This is a genomic window from Serratia sp. NA_112.1 (assembly GCF_052691715.1).
Window position 1 is genome coordinate 280480 of sequence record NZ_JBQZFO010000003.1, and the last position, 21191, is coordinate 301670.

Below are 21191 nucleotides of genomic sequence, written 5' to 3' on the forward strand. Positions count from 1 at the left end.
TGCATGATCTTCTGGTATGAGGTGTGACCAGTTGAGGCCGTCATCATCAGCATAGTCAAATGAGCAAAAAATGCCACATAAAAAATACAAACTGGCAACATTGGCGAGCCGTGGCTAGCGGCTGCGCTTAATACTCCACCACAAAACTGATGTTGTCCTGATAGGTACCTACCGGGACTTCGGTTTGCGCCGGGTTGATTCGCGCCAGGTAAGGAATGCTTTGTGCAAGCCCGGTACCCGCCCCGGCTTGTTTGTTGGTGCTGTTCCATACCGTGGTGCTGTTGGGCAGGTAAATTTGGTACTGCATATAGTTGCTGGTGCCGCTTTTCATGCGTCGCCAGCCGGTCACCGGGTTATTGCCGTCGGTAAAGTAAGTGTTGTAGCCCTCAGTTTTGGTGCAGGTGAGGGTGATGCTCTGGTTCACCGGGTTATACTGCCCGACCAGCGCCATGCTGCCAAAGTTGACGTTTTGCGCGGTGCCAAACAGACAGTCTTTGGTGAGCGTCAGGCTAATTGTTACGGTACTGGGTTTATTGGTGCCATCCCACCAAATACACAACCCAATTAGACCCAGGCCGCAAATATGGTAGTTCCATACCAGATTGACGGTATCGGTATAGGTGCCGGAACGGACGTTGGCCCCGGCGGTGGTCTTGATATACAGCGGAAAGTTGACGTTTGGGGAGATAAGGATCAGCGTCAGCAGGTTCAACGAACTGTAATCGATGGTTTGCCCGACGCTATAGGGATATTGGTAATTCGCATCGGGGTAAATCAGGTAGGGAATGGTATCGCCGGAACCGTCGGTATTTGCCAGCGCCATATTGTGTGTGGTGGAGTTTATTTTTACCGTCACGGTATTTTGCGTCAGCAATGACAGGCCAAGACCGCTGCAGTTGAGTCCGGCAGTGCCCTGTGCGCTGAGCGAGCCATTATAAACCGCAAAAGTACTGCTGCCTGGCAAGGTGACGCTGCCGTTGGTGGTAACGCAGTCGGCCAGCGCTTGTTGGCCGATGAGCAGCAGCGCCAGTAATAACGCTTTGGATCCACTAATCATATTTTTCTCCATCATGAATTACTGGCAGACAATGGGGCCGATGCTTTGGATCCCCTGGGTTTTGGTCAGGCCAAATTGCGCCTGGCAGGGGGCGCTGCCGTCGGCCGGAATGACGCTCAGACGGTTTTGCCGTTGCACCGGGTCCACATAGACCATGCCATCCCAGCCGACATAGCTTTGCTGCTTGCTACCGATAACTGCGACTTCGCTGCCGTTGGCCAGCGGTTTCCCCTGCGCATCCACCAATTTGACGTCGGCGGCGGAGATCTGCTGGACGGGAAAATCGACCAGGAAACCGCTGTGATCGCGAATTGCCACGGTTTTTTCCACGCTGGGAACCGCCACGTCTGCCGGCAGATTGAGCGGATCGATTTGGAATTTGGCGTGGTAATAGGAGGTGACGGTCGGCACCAGCAGATAGCCTTTGGCGTTGGTCACGCCGATTAACTGATTTTCATAGCGCACCGGAATGTCCGGGTAGCCGTCGGTAGAGATCAGAGCAAAGGCATCGTTGATGGTGTTGGTGGCGTACAGATCGCCTTGCATCGCCACCAGCGAACCACTCACTTCGCCCCAACGGGTGTAATCATCGTTGTTGCCATACATCCCGCCGCGGGCTTCGAGCAGGTGGGTGCGCCAGGTGATATCGGCCTGGGTATAGCTTTCGCTGCTTTGCCCGTCGGCATAGGCCAGGTTCCAGCCCAAACCGCCGTCGGTCGGTGCGGCGCGGCTGTAGCTGACGCGCTGGCTCCAGCGGTTTTCATTGTCACGTGAGGCGCTGACGCTGGCGGTACCCCAACTGTCAAAAGGGATAGACAGTTGCAGTTGGGCGCTGTAGCCGCTGCTGCCGATTTCACGGTTTACTGACGCATACAGGCTGGTATTGCGCCACAGTGAAATGCTGTAAGAGAAGTTAACCAGTCGAGTGCGCAGGCCAATGGCATCGCGTACATCGAAATAGCCGGCACCGATGCTACCAAATCGGTTCAGACCAATACTGCCGGTCAGTTGATCGGTACGGCGGCTCAGGCGATAGTCGCTTTTATACACCGAAATATCGCCAAAGCCCGCACTGCGCAGAATGCGCTGGGCATTCAGGCTGTAATAGCGATTGCTGTAGGTGTAACCGATGCTGCTCTGATCGCCATGGTTGGTGCTGTATTGATAGACCGGCTGCGTGTCGGGTTGAGGGATGGGTTGACCCGTCAGCGGATCGTAGTCGTTGCGTTGTTGCGAAGGTTGATAATCGTTAAAAGCATTGTCGCCGGCCTGACTGTAGCTGTAAGAAGCATTGAATACGCCCCACTGGCCAACACGAATATTGGCACCTGCGCCGCCTACTGCCAACTCTGCGGCTCCTTCGGCTCGGCCTTCCAGGGTTAACCAGTCAGTGACACCGTAACGCCCACTGCCACTGGCCACCCACTGCCCATAATCGGCTGAATTAATACCATAGTTTCGCCGTAATGCCCCACTGGAAAGGCTGAAATCGCTCATGCCGGCCTGCAACAGATTACTGGCAACATAAAACGGCACCACGGTGCTGACCTGGCGGCCCAACGCGTCGGTAGTCACCACCGTGGCCTGTCCGGCGCCGTTAATGTAGGGCACGGTATTGAGTGTGAAAGGGCCGGGGTTAACGCTGGTGCTGCTGTTTTTATAGCTGTTGATATACAGATCGACGCTGCTGGGCAGCGCCGCCTGGCCGGAAAACTGCGGTAGCGGATAGGTGATAAGATCCGGGCGCGAGGCAAAGTTACGTGCCAACTGGACGCCACCGATGCGCACCGAGCTGCCCCAGGTCAGGGCGCCGGTGGCGAGATCGCCGGCGGTATAGCTGAGCAGGCGTTCATCATCGTTATAGCGCCACTGGCTGTCGTAGCGGATATAGCGGTTGCCCGGGTCACTGTTGTTGGCACCGTTGTTAAAGCTGCCGCGGAAAATACCGGTGTTGGACACCACCCCAAAGCCGTCGAACAGCCGCTGCTCACTCCAGGCAGAAAGATAGCCTGGCTGGCCGTTGGCGCTGCTTTGGCTGGCATAAATATCATAATTGAACAGCAGACCGAGGCTGCTTTGTGCCGGCAGACGATCCAGCGGGTTTTGAGCGTTGAATTTCTGATTGGGTAACCAGTCGTTGGGGACGTTGATCATCAACTGCTGGGTGTCGCCGCTGTAGGTGACGTCAACTTTTTCCAATTGGTCGACCGCAATTTCTTTCGCCTGTTTATCCACCACCGGCAGGCCGGCATCGAGCAATTGCTGCGGCGTAAGGTAATAGTGGCCGCCTCGGTAGTTGACCGGTACCACTTTTCCGGTCTGGCGACCATTAACCACCGGCTCCAGATACAAGGTGGTATCCGGCATGCTGATGGCGCTAGGTGGGGGCGGTAAATCATCGGCGCAGGCGTACGGTGACCACGGCGTGGCCACTGCGCAGAGTACGGCGAAGGCTAACGGTTTGAGCCCGAACCCGTTACGCCTGGGTGACGGTATCCTGGTTTGCACCTGACACTCAGTAAGCAGGCAGGGCTATTGGCTGTTTATTGTCGTTGACCGTGGCTCGCAGTTGACCGCTGCTGAAGCTGCCAGAGGCCGGTACGGCAAAACGCATCTGCGAACCGGGCAACACGTAACCCATCAGGCCGACATTGAGAGTTTTCCCCTGCATCGATACTTTGGATATGCGCGCGTGTACCGTGCCTTGGTTACGTACCTCCAGCCAGCGCTGGCTGCTTTGCTGCAACAGCCGATAGCTGAGTTGCGGTTGGCTGGCGGTGGCATAATCGCGCGGCTTCTCTGAATCCTGCTTGGTCCAGACACCCTTGCCGCTGACAAACAGCGGTACCGAATAGCGCATCTGGAATTTCAATCCCATTTGTGCGCCATCTGGTGCGGATGGGTTACCTGGATCTTTCACCGGGACTTCATCAATCAGAATACGGTAGGCATGTTCCTGGCCGGCAGGCGGCGGGGTTTGCTTAACCAGCCGAATCAATTGGCGTTTGCCTGGGGCAATAGAGGCAACGGGCGGGCTGGCGATCACTTCGCTCTGGTTGCTGTAATCATCTTTGCCGGCGGTTTGTTTCCAGCCGAGTACGCGAACTTGCATGTAGACGGGTTTAGTGTCGCGGTTTTCCAGCCACAGCGCCGTTGCGGGCTGTTGATCTTCAATTACCGGGTCAATGGGCCAAATCAGAATCGAGGCGGCGGCAAGCGCCTGTTGTTGGCCTACAATCAGCAGCGCTGCCGTCAATGGCAGTCGGAAGGGTATACGCATGGCTAAATCCTTATTTTAAAATGCTAATAAGTGACCGTCAGTAAGACCGTATCGCTGTAAGTGCCACTGCTGGGCAGGGTACTGGTCGAGAACAAACGGGCATAAACTTTTATTTCCTGGGTGCTACCGGTCGCAGCAACAATCTCAGAGCTGCCGCCGTTGGTACCATCACCCCAAATGGTGGAATAGTTACTGTCCTGATAGAGTTGATACATCAGGGTTTCTGGGGTCAGGGTGTTTTTTAATTTGCGTCCGGCTGAGATGGAGCCGGTAACGTTGTTGCCGATACCAAGCGCCAGCGTGACGCTCAGACCAGGATTACAGCGAAATAGCACGGAACCGGCCCCGTAGCTGGAAACAATGCTGATGTTGCTGGCTAACGAAGAGACCTGACCAAAACTGAGGTTGCCGAAAGTGGTGACGTCGCTGCTGCTGTTACCCAGGATGCAGCCTTTAACCACCGTCGCATTGACGGTCATTGCCTGGGTCTTTTGCTGATCGTTGACGCCGGTGTCGCCCATGACTGGCGGCGTTATCATCCAGAGCAGCAAACCAGCGCTTAAAATACGCATAGCCATTACCAATTGATGGTGACCTGCACGGTATCGGTGTAGCTGCCGATCGGCGGAGTGGATTGCACCGGGATCATGCCGTACACCGGTAACCAGTTATCCTGACCGTTGGCGGTTTGCGACACCCCGGTCAGGTTATCCCAGATGATGCTGTGCGAACTGTTGGTATACAGGTTGTAGTTCACTTGCTGGCCAGCGGCACTTTTCAGATAGCGGGCAGCGGTGTTGCCGCTTTGGCCACCGTTAAGCAGGACATTGTAGCTGGTGCCGTTATTGCATTTGACGCGAATGGCCCCGGCGTTTTGCTGGCCAGCCACGCTGACACTGGTCGTGAGGAAATAGACCGTACCGAAGTCCAGTGAGCCAAAGCTGACATTGCCGCCCGAACTGCTGCCGGCTTCGCATGCCTTCAACAAGGTGGCGCTGACGCCAATAGTGGCGGTTTTGCTATCGGCATTTACCGCCAGGCTTAACGCCAGCAATCCACAGCCCAAAACAACCTGCCGCACTGTTACCAAGTTACCGTCATGGTCACCGTATCGTTGTAGGTATCAGGGTCGGGCGTGGTGGCCGCTGCCGGGACACGTCCGTAGACAATCAATGGAACCGCTGCGCCGGTGCCAGTGCCGGTCAGGGCGTTGGCACCGCTGGCCCAGGCGGTAGAGCGGGCCTGATCCTGGTAGAGGTTGTACTTGATCAAGGCACCCGCCGTACTGGCCATTTGGCGCTGGTTACCGGCACCTACATGCAAACCGTCGTTTAATGCCACGGTGTAGGCGGTACCTGTGGTACAGGTCAGTGACAGGGTACCTGCACCGCCGGAACCGGTTGCGCTGGCGTCGATAATGTTGGACAGGGAAGAATAGGTACCGAAGCTAATGGCGCCAAAGTCGTTGGCGCTCCCCGCACTGTTCCCGCCACCGACCACGCAACCGGCGCCGATGGTTAAGGTTACCCCGAGGTTACCCTGAATAGTGCCCGCTGCGTTGGCTGCGCCACTTGCGCACAGCAAGGTGGCTGCCGAGGTCAATGCCATCAGTATTTTTTTCATGTCTTTTTCCTTGCCGTGTTAAAGATGAGCCCCAAAAGACGCCATCCAGAAAAGGATAAACGCATTAATTTATTTACAGTTTAATTAATAGAATAAGAATTCGGAATTGTCTTGGTGAAAGGCTGAAAAATTTCTTTATTTTGAAAGGTGTCGTTATCTTCTCAATGGAAATGACGAGAATACCCTGAGGGGAAAATGATTAGAATAATAATATTCTCCTGTCGGAATATTATTAGCGGTATTAACTGGCCGGGATGTTCCGGCCAGTGACAGGAGATTACTGATGGAAATCCAACGCGCCGTCACGAACCAATTCGCGCGGCAGGTTGTTTTTGATCCGGTTACCGATGCGTTTGGCGATGCCCAGCGGTTGTTGCTGGTAAGTGACAATACATTCATCGGTTTGCGGTGGCGGCTCCGGGTACAAATCCCGGCCGTGGAACCACTCTTGCGCCAGCGTGGCATCCAGTTCAAAACGCTGTTTGCCATCGGCGACTGCCAGTGCGATAACCGCCTCGTGCTGCCAGCGGTAGCCTTTGGTGAAACGCTCGGCCAGTTTCAGCCCGATACGGGAGAAGCGAATTTTATTAGCCAGCGCTTCCAGTTCGGCAGGGAACAGCCAGATTTCTTTATCACGAGCCCACAGACGGCTGGTTTCATCCCAGGCCAGGCCGGAAGCCGCTGCGGCCTGAGTTATCTCAGCCGAGTCCTTGCCGGATAGCGGGGTGAACGGGAATTTGCCCAGCTTATAGTTCGGTTTCGCCAGTGGGGTGACGGAATGGTGCTTGCGCAAGCGTGCCACGAAGAAGCCTTCGCTGTCGTAGATTTGCGGGAACACGTGCAAAAAGCCTTCGGCCGTTAACGCCTGTTTAGCGCCGGGGAACAGGTCACCCAGCGGTTCAATGCTGACCGCATCGCCGTAGGTTGCCAGCAGTTCGTTGACGATTTGCTGGTTTTCCTGTGCATTGAGCGTGCAGGTGGAGTAGACCAATACGCCGCCTGGAGCCAGAGCATGGAAGGCACTGTCGATCAGTTCACGCTGGGTGTCGGCGATGGCGGTAACGCTTGTCGGCGACCAGTTGCTCATGGCGTCCGGATCTTTACGTACCACGCCTTCACCGGAGCAGGGGGCATCGAGCAAAATGGCGTCGAAGCTTTCCGGCAACGCCGCACCGAATACCCGGCCGTCAAAGTGGGTCAGGGCCACATTCTTCACGCCGCAGCGGCTGATGTTGGCGTGCAACACCTTGACCCGACTGGCGGAGTATTCATTGGCGACAATCCCTCCCCGGTTGTTCATCAATGCCGCAATCTGGGTGGTTTTGGAACCCGGTGCTGCGGCAACGTCCAGCACCCGGCGTGGCGCGTCGCCGCCGGCGAACAGCGCACTGACCGGCAGCATTGAACTGGCTTCCTGAATATAAAACAGGCCGCTCAGGTGTTCCGCCGCGCTGCCCAGCCGCAGCTCTTCGTCCTTGCGTTCGATCCAAAAGCCTTCCGCACACCAGGGAATGGGCTCCAGCTGCCAGTCATAGTCCTGCACCAGCGTTTGAAAATCGGCAACGCTGATCTTCAGGGTATTAACCCGCAGGCTGCGGCGCAGTGGGCGTTGGCAGGCGGCAATGAAATCGTCCATCGACAGATTGGCGGGCATGATGGCGCGCGTCGCTTCGAGAAAGGCGGGCGGTAAAAAAACGCAGGTAGGTTTGGCCACGGGGTGAGCTCTCTGGCAGCAATCAAAATAAGGGCGAGAGTTTACCACAAAGCTGGAAACAGTAGGGGCCAAGCATTGCGGGCCCCTCAGATTGCTGACATAGACCTTTACGGTTAAAAGCTTTGACCGGGGGGGAATAAAACAAAGGATGATGTCTTCTGATTTTTCCCAAACATCCGAAAACCACGTTTTTCGGGTGTTTGTCATCAACAGCAGGGGCCCGGCATTGCCGGGCCCCTTAGAGAGTGAGGAATTTACTCTTTAGGGATGGCGGTACCCCATTCACGCCAGTCTTTGGGCTCTTCCGCATTCAGCATAAAGTGCTTGTGTGGCGTCGCTTTCGGTGCCAACGGAATACTCGGTGGAGTGGCAAAAGCAATGCCACCGCGAATAAACTGCTGGAAGGTTCCGCTCTTGATTACCCCACCGGTCAGACCGAACTGCAGGTTGTAGCCGGAGGCCAGCCAGAACACGCTGTTGTTACGCACCAGATATTGGTACTTCTTGCTGATGCGCAGCGCGACGTGGATACGATCGGACATGGCACCCAGATAGAAGCCTGTCACGATGCCCACTTCGACTCCACGGAACAGAACCGGAGTCCCAATTTGCAACGAGCCGGTTTCGGCTGCGTCGAGGATCACGCTCAGGCCGTCCTGGTAGCGCGAGTCGGTAATCGTAGCCTCTTGCAGTTCAAAGCTGCGCAGCTCGCGCCCACGGCCTGGCTCCACGTTAATGTAGGGCTGCAACAGGGTGTCGAGATTGCTGACCCCAGCGGCAGAAATCTCCGGCGATACTATGGAGAACCGGCTGCCAAAACGGGCGAAGGTCTGCACGTATTCTGGATACAGCACTGCCTTGACCAGGACTTCATTACGCTCTGGTGCCAATTTTAGCGAATCTACCTGGCCGATATCGATGCCGAGGTAACGCAGTGGCATGCCTGGCGACAGCTTGCTGGCGTCATAGGTCTTCAGGATAATCTGGCTGCCCACAGCGCGGGCGGCGGTTTCTGTGGCGTACAGCAGGCGTTTGGCACCTTTGCTCAGCGTAACGCCTTGCAGATTATCGAAACTGATAGCCCCTTTCAGCGCACGGTTGAGTGGTGAAGCCTGCACGGTCAGACCGCTACCGTTCAGTTGTACCTTGGCACCGCCTTCGGCCCAGAAGATGCTTTCACTGGTCAGCAGCTTGCGGTATTCCGGGCTGATATAAACATCAACTTCAAATTCGTTGGCCTTTGGACGCACGTTAACAATCTCGCCCACCTGGAATTTACGGTACAGCACTACCGATCCGGCCTGTACGTCCGGCAGGCTGACGGCGGTCAGCGTCAGGGTTGGCGCAGGGCTGTTGCCGATGATACCGGCCTCGGCCTTTTCACTATTGCCATACAGCGGATACTGCCCGACAGGCTCGCCCTTGCTGCCGGGGATGATACGCACGCCGCCGTCCAGCCATTCTTGTGCGCTGGCCCCCAGCACTTCCATGCCGTCCAGGCCCAGTTTGACGTCGACGCGGCTGTTGACCACGAACTTGCTGTCTTTGTGCAGCAGGCGGCGATATTGGGCGTCGACGGCAGCCGTAAATACCACGCCGTTGTCCGTCAGGGCGCGACTCATCACCTGACCGACCTTAACGCCATGCACCACCAGTGGTTGGCCAACGTCGATTCCGTAGCTTTGCGGTGCGTTCAGCGTTACGGTCAGCACGCCCGGTTGTTGCAGCAGGGTTTCACTGCTGTCCAGCACGTTGAAATGCTGTTGCGGTTCGCCCTCGCCCGGTACCAGTTCCAGCGTATTGCCGGTCAGCAACTGGCTGAATTTGGCGTCGTTAAGGCTCAGGCGTGGGCTGCGCATTACAATCCTCGTGCCGCTGCGCATTAAATCCACCACCGACGGGTCGATGGTCAGTTCACCGGTGACCTTACTGTCCTGTTGCAGGGTCAGCTTGGTCAGGGTACCCACCTGTAATCCCTGATAAATCAGCGGTGTGCGGTTTTCACTCAGGTTATTGCCGCTCGGCAGGTCCAGAGTAATGTTCACGCCGCGCTGGCTGTGTGCAAGATCCGGATACAGGGTATAGCTTTGGTCAGCCTTGGCCTGCTGGCCGTCAGGCGGTGAGTCAAAGGCAATGGCGCCGTTGACCAGAGCGGCCAGGCTTTCCATCTGCACCGAGGCACCCCCCAGGCTGAAATCACCCTTGAAGCCCGAGACGTTCCAAAAACGGCTGCTGCCCTTCACCAGATTGGCAAAGCGGCGGTCAATCAGTACGTCGATAGTGACGCCTTTATTGCCTTCGGCGATGGTGTAGTCATACACCTTGCCAACGGGGATCTTGCGGTAATACACCAGCGAACCGGTGTTGAGCGAGCCGAGATCGTCAGCGTGCAGATGAATCATCAGTTCACCGGTGTTCAGCCGATACTTGGGTTGGGTATCGAGTGCGGTGAAGTGGGTCTTCGGCTGCCCGCTGCCCGGCATCATGCCGATATAGTTGCCGCCCACCAGCGCATCCAGGCCAGACACGCCTGCCAGCGAGGCCTTGGGCGTGACCAGCCAAAACTGGGTGCCGTCGCGCAGGGAGTCTTCCAGGTCGCTCTTGATGCTGACTTCGACCACAATGCTGCGTAGGTCTTTGCTCAGGCTGATGCTCTGTACGGTGCCCACTTCCACCCCTTGATAACGTACCGGGGTACGCCCGGCGACAATGCCCGCCGCGGACTGGAAATCAATGGTCACCGTGGTACCGCGTTCCTGGAGATTGTTATAAACCAGCCACCCCGCGATCAGCAGGGCGATAAACGGCAGTAACCAGAATGGCGAAATACGGCGCTTGTTTTTGACCCGCGCTTCAGTCGGTGTATTCGGCGTTTCCTGTTGCATGTGCATCCCAAATCAATCGGCTATCCAGCCACTCTACGGCAAGAATAGTTAAAATAACCGCAGACCCAAAATAAAAGGCTGCCGGCCCCATAGTAAAAGATAACAATTGGTCGCGATTCACCAGCGACATCATTAACGAAATAACAAACAGATCGAGCATTGACCAACGGCCGATCCAGGTGACCAGGCGCAGCAGGCGAATACGCGTTCTTAGGCTGTGCGAGGTCTTGAAATGAATACTCAGCAGCAAGGTGATCAGCACAATGACCTTGGTAAAGGGCACCAGTACGCTGGCAATGAACACGATGGCGGCGATCGGCACATTGCCGGAAGTTGCCAACGAAACCACTCCGGAGAAGATGGTGTCTTCCATTCGTGCGCCATTGGCATAAATGATGGAGATCGGCATCAGGTTGGCGGGGATCAGTAAAATCATCGCCGCAATCAGTGCCGCCCAGGTTTTTTGCAGACTATAGGGCTGCCGGTGACACATCGGAATATGGCAGCGCGGACAACGCCCACGTTGGTTTGGATAGCCGGTGAAATGGCAGGACAGACAGATATGCAGTGCCGTTGGCAGGCCTTTCGGTTGTTCCTGCGGATAATAGCGTTCCCATAGCTGCTCCAGGTTGACGTGGATCAGCGTCAGGATGCTGAGCAGGGTGAGCACTAGGTAAGCGATCAGCGCACTGCCGGCCTGGATATCGGCATATTCTTTCACTTTGATGGTCGCCACCGCCATGCCGATCAGGTAAATATCGAGCATCACCCACTCTTTCAAGCGATCGAGCATTAGCAGCACCGGGCGCAGGTTCATGCCCAGTGCGTGGCCGAAACGCAGATACAGCAGCGACAACGCCAGCGTCAGTGGGGCGCCAATAGTGCAAAACGCTACCATGCTAGCGGTGAGAGGATCCCCCTGGTGGCTCATCTGCCAGATGCCTTCGAGCAGGCTGGCGTCAATGCGCACCCCCAGCAGGCGGATGCTGATCAGCGGCTGGCTGAAAGCGAAGGGCATCAACAGCAGCATAGTGACCGCAATGGCGGTCAGCCGGGTCATCGACCAGTCACGGCCACTGACCACCTTGGCATCGCAGCGCGGGCAGTAGGCCGCCTGTTTGTTGCTTAGTGGCGGTAACACAAACAGCAGGTCGCATTCGCAACAGCGCTGATGGCGTGCTTTGGATAGCGGGCCGGTGATCGCGTGTATTTTCATCATGACAAAAAACTGCCCCAGAGCTCGCCGTATCAGTTAGCGTAGCTGAAAAATAAATCTGTCCGTGCCTTATAGGGCCAAGCACCGGGCGGCAAAACAGGGTTTCTGAGCGGCAAACATACCTTGCCCGGTAGGGTTTTGTGAAGCAACAGATGATTAACCTTGTGGCTATACGCATTTAATGCTTATTTTATAGGGCTTAAGACTTGGGCTAGTGGCCTTCTTCACTGTATTAATGGTTAACACATGACAAAAGAACAATTCTACGCGGAATTAAAACGTGATTTGGGCGCTCTGCTCGACGGGGAAACCCACTTTATCGCCGCGTTGTCCAACGCCAGTGCGCTGATCAACGAGCGCCTTGACGACGTTAACTGGGTCGGCTTTTACCTGATGGACAGCGCTCAACTGGTGCTGGGGCCATTCCAGGGGAAAATAGCCTGTGTGCGTATTCCGGTTGGCAAAGGTGTGTGTGGCAGCGCAGTGGCGGAAAATCGCGTGCAGCGCGTTGGCGATGTTCATGAATTCCCTGGTCATATCGCCTGTGACGCAGCCAGTAATGCAGAAATTGTGCTGCCGCTCAACGTTTGCGGTCAGATTATCGGCGTTCTCGATATCGACAGCACAGTTTATCAACGTTTCGACGAACAGGACGAAAGGGGCCTGGAATCAGTGGTGGCGGGGCTTTGCGCGCAGTTGGAACAGTGTGATAGTGCGAAATATGTCACTGTAACGGCAAGTTGATCTACGGTTAACGTGGCATTTACCGATGGCGTCATTATAATGACGCCTGTTCATGCCTGCGCTGGTTGGCAAACCCGTTGTAATCAGGAAATTTCATGGAAAATCAACCTAAGTTGAACTCTAGTAAAGAAGTCATTGCTTTTCTTGCCGAGCGTTTTCCGCTCTGCTTTAGCGCCGAGGGCGAAGCTCGCCCGTTGAAAATCGGTATTTTTCAGGATCTGGTCGAGCGTGTTCAGGGGGAAGAAAACCTAAGCAAAACGCAATTGCGTTCTGCACTGCGCCTGTACACCTCAAGCTGGCGTTACCTGTATGGCGTCAAAGTTGGCGCTCAGCGCGTTGATTTGGACGGCAACCCGTGCGGTGAGCTGGAACAGCAGCATGTCGATCATGCCCGTCAACAGCTTGAAGAAGCAAAAGCGCGAGTTCAGGCACAGCGTACCGAGCAAAACGCCAAAAAACGTGAAGCTGCCGGTGAATCAGCCGCTGCGGAACCTCGTCGTCCACGTCCAGCTGGTAAAAAACCTGCTGCGCGTCGCGAAGGCGGAGCCGCTCCGGAGAACCGCAAGCCGCGCCCACAAACTCGCCCACAGCCCGCTCGCCAACCTCGTGTAGTCAAAGAGGAAAGCCAGCAGCGTCGTGTGCCAGTCACGGATATCTCTAAACTGCAAATTGGCCAGGAAATCAAAGTCAGAGCAGGCCAGAGTGCGATGGATGCAACCGTGCTTGAAATCGCCAAAGATGGCGTACGTGTGCAGCTCTCTTCCGGTCTGGCGATGATTGTGCGCGCAGAACACTTGCAGTTCTGATACGGAGGCCAACCAAGGCATGAACAAATTTGTCAGATTAACAGCAGTCGCGGGTCTGTTGTGGGCGGGTGTCAGTTACGGAGCGGAACCAGCCAACATCCGCATCGATCAACTGCCTCAGCTGCAGCAGGAGCCGCAACATGCAACGGTGAGTGAGCGCGTAACTTCGCGCTTCACTCGCTCTCATTACCGTCAGTTTACCCTCGACGCTGACTTTTCAGGCAAGATCTTCGATCGTTACCTGAATATGCTGGACTACAGCCATAACGTGTTGCTGGCCTCCGACGTGGCGCAATTCGCCAGCAAGCGTAATCAACTGGGCGAAGAACTGAAAAGCGGTAAGCTGGATACGCCATACGCGCTGTACAATCTGGCGCAGAAACGCCGTTTTGAGCGTTACACCTATGCATTGTCGCTGCTGGAAAAGCCAATGAGCTTCACCGGCAACGACACTATTGATCTCGACCGCAGCAAAGCGCCGTGGCCGAAAGACAAGGCCGAACTGGACAGCCTGTGGAATGCGAAAGTCAAATATGACGAGCTGAACCTCAAACTGACCGGCAAGACCGACAAGGAAATTCGTGAAACGCTGGCCAAGCGCTATCAGTTTGCCATCAAGCGCCTGACGCAAAGCAACAGCGAAGACGTTTTCCAACTGGCGATGAATGCCTTTGCGCATGAAATCGACCCGCATACCAACTATCTCTCCCCACGTAATACCGAACAGTTCAACACCGAGATGAGCCTGTCCCTTGAAGGTATCGGTGCGGTGTTGCAGATGGATGACGATTACACCCTGATCAACTCTATGGTACCGGGTGGCCCGGCGGCGAAGAGCAAGGCGATCACCGTGGGTGACCGTATTGTCGGCGTTGGCCAGTCGGGCAAACCTATGGTCGATGTGATCGGCTGGCGTCTGGACGACGTGGTTTCCCTGATTAAAGGGCCGAAGGGCAGCAAGGTACGCCTGGAGATCCTGCCGGCCGGCAAGGGTACCAAAACCCGAGTGGTCACCTTGACCCGTGAGCGTATCCGTCTGGAAGACCGCGCGGTGAAAATGACCATCAAGACCGTCGGTAAAGAGAAAGTCGCGGTGATGGATATCCCGGGCTTTTACGTGGGCCTGACCGATGATGTGAAAGTTCAGTTGCAGAAGATGGCCAAGCAGAACGTCAAGAGCCTGATCATCGACCTGCGCACCAACGGCGGCGGCGCACTGACCGAAGCGGTATCGCTGTCCGGTCTGTTCATTCCGAGCGGCCCGGTAGTCCAGGTGCGTGACAATAACGGTAAAGTGCGTGAAGACGCGGACACCGACGGCGTGACCTATTATAAGGGGCCGCTGGTGGTACTGGTTGACCGTTTCAGCGCCTCGGCTTCCGAGATCTTTGCCGCGGCAATGCAGGATTACGGTCGCGCGCTGATTGTCGGTGAACCGACCTTCGGTAAAGGTACCGTGCAACAGTATCGCTCGCTGAACCGCATTTACGATCAGATGCTGCGTCCGGAATGGCCGGCATTAGGTTCGGTGCAATACACCATTCAGAAGTTCTACCGCGTTAACGGCGGCAGTACCCAACGTAAGGGTGTTACCCCGGATATCCTGATGCCAAGCGGCGTCGATCCGGCGGAAACCGGTGAAGCGTTTGAAGATAACGCCATGCCGTGGGACAGCATCAATGCGGCGACCTACACCAAAACCGGTGATATGAAGCCGTTTGAGCCTGAACTGCTGAAGGATCATGAGCAGCGTATCGCCAAGGATCCTGAGTTCCAGTACATCGCGCAGGATATCGCTCATTACAAGGCGCTGAAGGACAAACGTAACATCGTCTCACTCAACCTGGCTCAGCGCGAGAAAGAGAACCACGATGATGACGCTACCCGTCTGCAACGTGTTAATGATCGCCTGCAGCGTGCCGGTAAAAAGCCGCTGAAGGCCCTGGAAGACTTGCCGAAGGATTACCAGGAACCTGACCCATATCTGGACGAAACAGTGCATATCGCACTGGATCTGGCGCACCTTGATCAGGCGCAGCCGGCGGCAGCGAAATAACGCAGCCGAGTACCAGTAAATGAAAAGCGCACCTTCGGGTGCGTTTTTTTCGATAAACATATGGATTTTGTTTTATTTTTATTTTGTATGTCCATGATTTACCCATACTCACTGTTTCGTGCCTCAAAGTAATGGGGTTATGAATTTCTACGACGCGCTCTTTGGCATAATGTCCGTCACAGTAAACGCATTTTAACTAGAGAAGATGCTGCTACGCTGATGCTTGTCTATCAATTGATTTCTTCTGACGAACTTGCCATCAACTAGCGTAGTTGTCTTATCTTTTATTCTCCGAAGCCGCAAGTTGATATGCCCTTCGGTATAACGGGTCTTTTTCATGGCTGATGTGCCTCTCTGTGAGATGAAAGAAAGACCGGATACTTCAGTTTAGACTGGCACGGTTTTCAGGGCGGAGATCAAACCGACAGATAACCTTTTTATTGAATCATTTAATGGTCGCCTGCGGGATGAATGTCTCAATATTTATTGGTTTCTTTCGCGGGAAGATTCGCAGGAAAAAGCTCGACAGTTGGCGAAGCGAATACAACCATGGAAGGTCTAATTTATCGCTAAACAACATGACTCCGGCAGGATTTATCAGGATCCTGAATAAAGACGAAGATCTCTAGTTTTGGCTTGCTCTGAATTTGGACCAAGGTCACTCTCTGGTTGGATTTTTTTTTCTGATTCTGTGTTATGGTAGCGTCGGCTTAACAATGGAATTTTACCTAAGAAAAATTCAACTTATGCGGATGTGATATATGGACGTAAAGCATATTGCAAGAGGTATTGCTGATGGTATCTCCTCAATACCACATGGAATGTATCTCGGTGTAGTGAAGACATGGGAAGGGAGCGGATTGTCAGGTGACAAACTGAAATACAGAAACTAGGTTGAAACGGAAAGATTCCTTCGTTTGATTAAGTCACTCGGTAGTAATGAAGAACCTCTAAGAAAACTTATTACAATCGTGATGACTGATTTTTATAAGAAACTTTCCGATGAAGGACGAAGCAGCGTTAATAATAAATTGCTATATGGCGGGGGGCGTTTGGTCGGACGTACTGGTGGCCAATTCACTGTTGCCTATATGGCCGGTAACATGATTTTGCGAAAGGCAACGTCAACGCTGGTTTACAAAAATTTCGTTCGTTTCGGTGCTTCAGTAGCACTCAATATGGTTATGCTCCAGGGACTGATTGAAGAGGCTGGACGAGCGTCAAGAAGAATGAAATCAAAATATCCAATGTTATATTACAAGGTTGAAAGCCAACGCTTAGATATGGTCTATTTTTTAGTTGAAAATTATTTAGAGCCGTATATCAAATATATTAATAGCACCCCAGCGCAATGCAAGAGAATTGACAATGAGCTCAATAAAATCGTCATTGGAAAAAATTGGTAAGATTTTAGGTAAGGGGGTATTGCATGCTATGTCGGCAATCATTACGGGTGTGGCATCCATCCTAGCCTTCTTGTGCCTCATTATCCCAGATAGCGGATGGATGAAAGTTGCAGGTTTTGTAGCTTCTCTGGTATTGGGGTATTTACTGACACTCGGACTGGCCTATATACGAGGTGAGCGCTGAGTTAAGCAAAAGACCCGCATCACAAACTAATGCATCCACCGCAAATTGTGTTTCGTGAAGTGACGCCTCTTCCCGTTTCTGTATGAATACCTATCATATAGGAAAACCTGTGACGGGGTTTTAATTGTCGGTGTGGTTAATTGATAGATGCTGGGATAAATAAATGCATGTATTTCAATAAACTAGTAACCATTTAACGACATCTTTATATGCGTTTTTTGTTAAGGCCGCTGAAAGCGCATCGAGGCGTCAAACATCTTGTGAGACATTGATGAGCGAGCTAACTCCCCCGATGCGCGTTACTGTTTTTTCTTTTCTCGCAGCCGTTCTGGCTGATGACGGCGCTGATTTGGTGTGCCCACATCGGCTTTGACCGCACCTTGGGCTACGGATTGAAATATACCCAAGGTTTTGCCTATACCCACCTTGGGCGTTTGAACAACAAACACCGCTGATTTGCCGCAGAAAAACCACCGCATTACGCAACAATCGTTTACAATTTGAAAAGCCATGCTGGAACGCCGATTTTGTAAAGTTTCGTATTTTTAGTAGGTTAATGGCGTGCAACTCTTGAAACTGTGACGAATGCCCATACCATCTAGGGTAACCGAGGCAGCATTTTGTTAACATTTATGAGGAAGTAAACATTTTATGATGCGTATAGCTCTGTTCCTGCTCACCAACCTGGCGGTGATGTTGGTTTTCGGGCTGGTGCTCAGCCTGACAGGAATCCAATCCAGTAGCGTTCAGGGCCTGATGATCATGGCCGGTCTGTTTGGTTTCGGCGGCTCGTTTGTCTCACTGCTGATGTCCAAATGGATGGCGTTGCGCTCCGTCGGCGGGGAAGTGATTGAACAACCGCGTAACGAGACCGAAAACTGGCTGCTGGAAACGGTACGGCGTCAGTCGCAGCAGGCAGGCATTGCCATGCCGCAGGTGGCTATTTATCACGCACCAGACATCAACGCCTTCGCCACCGGTGCGCGCCGTAATGCGTCACTGGTTGCCGTCAGCACCGGCCTGCTGCAAAGCATGAGCCGTGATGAAGCAGAAGCGGTTATTGCCCACGAAATCAGCCACGTTGCCAATGGCGATATGGTCACCATGACGCTGATTCAGGGTATCGTGAACACCTTCGTGATCTTCATCTCTCGTCTGATCGCACAGGCCGCCGCCGGCTTCCTGGGCAACCGTGACGGCGAAGGGGAAGGCAACGGCAACCCGATGATCTATTTCGGCGTGTCGATGGTTCTGGAGCTGGTATTCGGCATCCTGGCCAGCATTATCACCATGTGGTTCTCACGTCATCGTGAGTTCTATGCCGACGCAGGCTCCGCCAAACTGGTGGGCCGCGAGAAGATGATCGCCGCACTGCAACGGCTTAAAACCAGCTATGAGCCACAGGAAGCGGGCAATATGATGGCGTTCTGCATCAACGGCAAGTCCAAGTCGTTCAGCGAACTGTTCATGTCGCACCCGCCGCTCGATAAACGTATCGAAGCACTGCGTTCAGGTCAGTATCTGAAGTAACTTTCAGAAAGTAAAAAACCCCGGCTCGCCGGGGTTTCAGACTGATGACAAACCTCATTCCAGCCCAGATCGAGTAGAGGCCGATAAATAAAAATCAGGAAAATCAATTTATTGATTTTCGGCTGCTCACCACAAAGCAGGAAAAACCACGCTTTTTCCTGCTTTGTCAGCAACTTAAAACCCCGGCTCGCCGGGGTTTTTTTATGTTCGTTATTTGGCTTGCTGACTGCTTGGCTCCGCTTGTGAGCGCGGCTGGGTAATGCGCAGGCTGCTGACCGCCGCCGCCAATGTGGCAAAAGTTCCGGCCAGGATCAACGAGGCATGAGTGCCGGAGGTGGGGAACAGGTTGAACATTAACGCCACCAGCGCGGCTCCCGAGGTCTGTCCCAACAGCCGGGCGGTGCCCAGCATGCCGCTGGCACCCCCACTGCGGTTGCGTGGGGCGGCGGAAATAATGGTGTGGTTATTCGGTGACTGAAACAACCCAAAACCGGCACCGCATAGCACCATGCGCCAGATGATATCCAGGTCTGAAGGGTTTTGCGGCAGCAGCGCCAACAAGAACAAACCCAGAGCAAACACCGCGAGACCGATACAGCCTAACAACCCAGCATGAATGCGCTCAACCAGACGTCCTGCAAGCGGTGCCATGACGATAATCGCCAAAGGCCAGGGTGTCAGCAGCAACCCGGTGGCGACCTCGTCGCGGCCCAGCGTGCTTTGCAGGAAGAACGGCAACGAGACCATCGCCAGCATCTGGGCGGCGAAGGAACAAATCGAAGTACCCATCGACAGCGCGAAAATCGGAATGCGCAGCAAGTCCACCGGGAGCAGTGGGAATTGCTGACGCAGCTGGCGGCGAACAAAGAAGAAGCCAATCACCAGCAGCGCGGCGATTTCGCTGAATATCAGCGCCAGGCTTTGGCCCTGGGCAAAGCCGCTGATGGCGGTGATCAGCAACCCGAAGGTCAGGGCGTTCATCACCGCACTGGCCGGATCAAAACGCTGATTCGTGCTTTTTTGGCTGTTGCCGGGCAGGTACTTCATCCCCAGCAACAACGCGACGATACCAATCGGCAGGTTAATCGCGAACAGCCATTGCCAGGAGGCCAGCGACAGGATAGCCGCCGCTACCGTCGGCCCGGCTGCTGAGGAAAAGGCGACAATCAGTGAATTGATACCCATACCGCGGCCGAGAAACCGCTGTGGATAGATAATGCGTATTAACGCGGTGTTGACACTCATGATAGCGGCGGCGCCAAAGCCTTGCAGCACACGAGCAATGGTCAGCGTCGTCAGCGAGTCGGACAGGGCGCAGAACAGCGAGGTAATGCTGAATACCAACAGACCGGCCTGATAGATGCGACGATAACCGATCAGGTCACCGAGCGAGGCCAGCGACAGTAGCGAAATGGTGATCGCCAACTGGTAGGCGTTAACCACCCAGATGGAGCTGGCCGGGCTGGCATTCAGATCGCGCGCGATGGTCGGCAGTGCCACGTTGGCAATCGCGCCATCGAGCACCGAGACGGTGATGCCCAGGGCAATGGCGAGAATAGCCCCATAGCGTTGTGGGACGGGCAGGCCGTCAGTACAAGAACGCATGTTGATCTCGAAGGTATTAATTCGGGGGAGTATTACCATGCTAATCATATTAGTCTGCGATTGCATCCACAGATTCCCGCTCAATTGTAATAACCGATGAGAGTTGAGCGCTCAATTCTTTCCTTCTCAGGCATTTATCCCCAGGGCAGATTGCGTGCTTTCCACGGTACCGCATATACTGAAACTCGTGTTCAAATTTCTTAAAACAGAAAATGCCGGGTAGGATATTGATATTGACTATGGTTAACGCAGACTCAGATAAACAACCGGATGCGGTTTCATCCGTGCTGAAGGTATTTGGTATCTTGCAGGCGCTGGGCGAAGAACGTGAGATTGGCATAACCGAGCTTTCCCAGCGGGTGATGATGTCCAAGAGCACCGTCTACCGTTTTCTGCAGACCATGAAGTCATTGGGCTATGTTTCGCAGGAGGGGGAGTCGGAAAAATACGCGCTCACGCTCAAGCTGTTTGAACTGGGAGCCAAGTCGCTACAAAGTGTCGATCTGATCCGCAGCGCCGATATCCAGATGCGCGAACTGTCGAACCACACCCGTGAAGCTATTCACCTCGGGGCGCTGGATGAGGACAGTATTGTCTATATCCATAAAATCGACGCCATGTATAACCTGCGTATGTATTCACGTATTGGTCGTCGCAACCCGCTGCACAGCACGGCGATCGGTAAAGTGCTGTTGGCCTGGCGTGACCGGGCTGAAGTGGCGCAAATCCTGTCAAAAATTGAGTTTACCTGCAGCACCCCGAACACCCTGACCGATGCCGCGGCCTTGATGTCACAGCTGGATCAGGTGCGTGAGCAGGGGGTGGGTGAAGACATCGAAGAACAGGAAGAAGGGTTGCGCTGCATTGCGGTGCCGGTGTTTGACCGTTTTGGTGTAGTCACCGCCGGCTTGAGCATCTCGTTCCCGTCCATTCGTTACTCGGAAGAGGCCAAAGCCGATTACGTCAAACGGCTGCATATCGCCGCCCGCAACATTTCCGAGCAAATGGGCTACCACGACTACCCATTCTAATTCCGCCGGTTGCCATCAAGGCGTCCCATTCACTGGCAACGCTTTTTTTATTTT

Annotated in this window: 18 protein-coding genes and 1 pseudogene; 9 read left to right on the plus strand and 10 right to left on the minus strand. The window is 54.3% G+C overall.

Translation table 11 applies throughout. The annotated features are described in order from the left end of the window. Positions 1 to 127 precede the first annotated feature (127 nt). Both ACUTQ5_RS09135 and ACUTQ5_RS09140 read right to left on the minus strand, forming a co-directional pair. Positions 128 to 1057, minus strand: coding sequence for a Csu type fimbrial protein (locus tag ACUTQ5_RS09135; protein ID WP_445650990.1), 930 nt, complete (start codon positions 1055 to 1057; stop codon positions 128 to 130). A gap of 18 nt (positions 1058 to 1075) precedes the next feature. After that, on the minus strand, positions 1076 to 3424 hold the full coding sequence (locus tag ACUTQ5_RS09140; protein WP_445650991.1) for a fimbria/pilus outer membrane usher protein: 2349 nt from the start codon (positions 3422 to 3424) through the stop codon (positions 1076 to 1078). Between ACUTQ5_RS09140 and ACUTQ5_RS09145 the strand changes: the two genes are divergently transcribed. Beyond that, positions 3423 to 3569 carry a hypothetical protein gene (locus ACUTQ5_RS09145; RefSeq protein ID WP_167796638.1) on the plus strand — a complete coding sequence of 49 codons (147 nt, stop codon included), beginning with the start codon at positions 3423 to 3425 and terminating at the stop codon, positions 3567 to 3569. The genes ACUTQ5_RS09140 and ACUTQ5_RS09145 overlap by 2 nt on opposite strands. A 3-nt stretch (positions 3570 to 3572) precedes the next feature. On the opposite strand, the gene ACUTQ5_RS09150 is transcribed toward ACUTQ5_RS09145, so the two are convergent. From ACUTQ5_RS09150 to yebS, 7 genes are all read right to left on the minus strand, one after another. Continuing rightward, entirely contained in the window at positions 3573 to 4337 is a 765-nt protein-coding gene (locus ACUTQ5_RS09150; protein ID WP_445650992.1) for a fimbrial biogenesis chaperone, read from the minus strand. Positions 4338 to 4360: 23 nt separating this feature from the next. Further along, positions 4361 to 4909 carry a Csu type fimbrial protein gene (locus ACUTQ5_RS09155; protein ID WP_445650993.1) on the minus strand — a complete coding sequence of 183 codons (549 nt, stop codon included), beginning with the start codon at positions 4907 to 4909 and terminating at the stop codon, positions 4361 to 4363. 5 nt (positions 4910 to 4914) lie between these two features. Then, entirely contained in the window at positions 4915 to 5418 is a 504-nt protein-coding gene (locus tag ACUTQ5_RS09160) for a Csu type fimbrial protein (protein ID WP_026142341.1), read from the minus strand. 2 nt (positions 5419 to 5420) lie between these two features. Next, positions 5421 to 5960 (minus strand): Csu type fimbrial protein, encoded by a 540-nt coding sequence (locus ACUTQ5_RS09165; RefSeq protein ID WP_445650994.1) that lies wholly within the window; start codon positions 5958 to 5960, stop codon positions 5421 to 5423. A 277-nt stretch (positions 5961 to 6237) separates the two neighbouring features. Next, complete coding sequence (gene rsmF / locus ACUTQ5_RS09170; RefSeq protein WP_445650995.1) at positions 6238 to 7674, minus strand: 16S rRNA (cytosine(1407)-C(5))-methyltransferase RsmF; 1437 nt, start codon at positions 7672 to 7674, stop codon at positions 6238 to 6240. 254 nt (positions 7675 to 7928) lie between these two features. Beyond that, complete coding sequence (locus tag ACUTQ5_RS09175) at positions 7929 to 10559, minus strand: MlaD family protein (RefSeq protein ID WP_445650996.1); 2631 nt, start codon at positions 10557 to 10559, stop codon at positions 7929 to 7931. Continuing rightward, positions 10528 to 11775, minus strand: a complete 1248-nt coding sequence (yebS, locus tag ACUTQ5_RS09180; RefSeq protein ID WP_445651149.1) for a membrane integrity lipid transport subunit YebS — start codon at positions 11773 to 11775, stop codon at positions 10528 to 10530. Before yebS ends, ACUTQ5_RS09175 begins: the two co-directional genes overlap by 32 nt. A 246-nt stretch (positions 11776 to 12021) precedes the next feature. On the opposite strand from yebS, the gene ACUTQ5_RS09185 reads away from it, so the two are divergent. The 7 genes and pseudogenes from ACUTQ5_RS09185 to htpX all read left to right on the plus strand — a co-directional run bounded on the left by ACUTQ5_RS09185 (position 12022) and on the right by htpX (position 18501). Further along, positions 12022 to 12519: a GAF domain-containing protein gene (locus ACUTQ5_RS09185; protein WP_445650997.1), complete on the plus strand. Its 498-nt coding sequence runs from the start codon at positions 12022 to 12024 to the stop codon at positions 12517 to 12519. A 95-nt stretch (positions 12520 to 12614) separates the two neighbouring features. Further along, positions 12615 to 13325 (plus strand): RNA chaperone ProQ, encoded by a 711-nt coding sequence (proQ, locus tag ACUTQ5_RS09190; RefSeq protein ID WP_445650998.1) that lies wholly within the window; start codon positions 12615 to 12617, stop codon positions 13323 to 13325. Between the two features lie 19 nt (positions 13326 to 13344). Then, complete coding sequence (gene prc / locus ACUTQ5_RS09195; protein ID WP_445650999.1) at positions 13345 to 15381, plus strand: carboxy terminal-processing peptidase; 2037 nt, start codon at positions 13345 to 13347, stop codon at positions 15379 to 15381. Between the two features lie 418 nt (positions 15382 to 15799). Continuing rightward, a pseudogene (locus ACUTQ5_RS09200) lies at positions 15800 to 16010 on the plus strand (integrase core domain-containing protein); the annotation flags it as partial. 288 nt (positions 16011 to 16298) lie between these two features. Continuing rightward, positions 16299 to 16787 carry a hypothetical protein gene (locus tag ACUTQ5_RS09205; protein WP_445651000.1) on the plus strand — a complete coding sequence of 163 codons (489 nt, stop codon included), beginning with the start codon at positions 16299 to 16301 and terminating at the stop codon, positions 16785 to 16787. 519 nt (positions 16788 to 17306) lie between these two features. Continuing rightward, entirely contained in the window at positions 17307 to 17426 is a 120-nt protein-coding gene (locus tag ACUTQ5_RS09210; RefSeq protein ID WP_445651001.1) for a DUF4260 family protein, read from the plus strand. 196 nt (positions 17427 to 17622) lie between these two features. Then, entirely contained in the window at positions 17623 to 18501 is an 879-nt protein-coding gene (gene htpX, locus ACUTQ5_RS09215) for a protease HtpX (protein ID WP_012144856.1), read from the plus strand. A 210-nt stretch (positions 18502 to 18711) separates the two neighbouring features. Here the strand turns inward: htpX and ACUTQ5_RS09220 are convergent, their stop codons facing one another. Beyond that, positions 18712 to 20106, minus strand: coding sequence for an MFS transporter (locus ACUTQ5_RS09220; protein WP_445651002.1), 1395 nt, complete (start codon positions 20104 to 20106; stop codon positions 18712 to 18714). A gap of 239 nt (positions 20107 to 20345) precedes the next feature. Between ACUTQ5_RS09220 and kdgR the strand changes: the two genes are divergently transcribed. Next, a complete protein-coding gene (gene kdgR, locus ACUTQ5_RS09225) occupies positions 20346 to 21137 on the plus strand; it encodes a DNA-binding transcriptional regulator KdgR (RefSeq protein ID WP_445651150.1) in 792 nt (263 codons plus the stop codon). The last annotated feature ends 54 nt before the right edge of the window (positions 21138 to 21191 follow it).

Excerpts from the sequence above, each read along its gene's own strand:
- ACUTQ5_RS09135 (WP_445650990.1), bottom strand. The coding sequence starts at position 1,057 with ATGATTAGTGGATCCAAAGCGTTATTACTGGCGCTGCTGCTCATCGGC.
- ACUTQ5_RS09145 (WP_167796638.1), top strand. The coding sequence starts at position 3,423 with ATGCTGATGGCGCTAGGTGGGGGCGGTAAATCATCGGCGCAGGCGTAC.
- ACUTQ5_RS09140 (WP_445650991.1), bottom strand. The coding sequence starts at position 3,424 with ATGCCGGATACCACCTTGTATCTGGAGCCGGTGGTTAATGGTCGCCAG.
- ACUTQ5_RS09150 (WP_445650992.1), bottom strand. The coding sequence starts at position 4,337 with ATGCGTATACCCTTCCGACTGCCATTGACGGCAGCGCTGCTGATTGTA.
- ACUTQ5_RS09155 (WP_445650993.1), bottom strand. The coding sequence starts at position 4,909 with ATGCGTATTTTAAGCGCTGGTTTGCTGCTCTGGATGATAACGCCGCCA.
- ACUTQ5_RS09165 (WP_445650994.1), bottom strand. The coding sequence starts at position 5,960 with ATGAAAAAAATACTGATGGCATTGACCTCGGCAGCCACCTTGCTGTGC.
- ACUTQ5_RS09175 (WP_445650996.1), bottom strand. The coding sequence starts at position 10,559 with ATGCAACAGGAAACGCCGAATACACCGACTGAAGCGCGGGTCAAAAAC.
- yebS (WP_445651149.1), bottom strand. The coding sequence starts at position 11,775 with ATGAAAATACACGCGATCACCGGCCCGCTATCCAAAGCACGCCATCAG.
- ACUTQ5_RS09185 (WP_445650997.1), top strand. The coding sequence starts at position 12,022 with ATGACAAAAGAACAATTCTACGCGGAATTAAAACGTGATTTGGGCGCT.
- proQ (WP_445650998.1), top strand. The coding sequence starts at position 12,615 with ATGGAAAATCAACCTAAGTTGAACTCTAGTAAAGAAGTCATTGCTTTT.
- prc (WP_445650999.1), top strand. The coding sequence starts at position 13,345 with ATGAACAAATTTGTCAGATTAACAGCAGTCGCGGGTCTGTTGTGGGCG.
- ACUTQ5_RS09210 (WP_445651001.1), top strand. The coding sequence starts at position 17,307 with ATGACGGCGCTGATTTGGTGTGCCCACATCGGCTTTGACCGCACCTTG.
- htpX (WP_012144856.1), top strand. The coding sequence starts at position 17,623 with ATGATGCGTATAGCTCTGTTCCTGCTCACCAACCTGGCGGTGATGTTG.
- ACUTQ5_RS09220 (WP_445651002.1), bottom strand. The coding sequence starts at position 20,106 with ATGCGTTCTTGTACTGACGGCCTGCCCGTCCCACAACGCTATGGGGCT.
- kdgR (WP_445651150.1), top strand. The coding sequence starts at position 20,346 with ATGGTTAACGCAGACTCAGATAAACAACCGGATGCGGTTTCATCCGTG.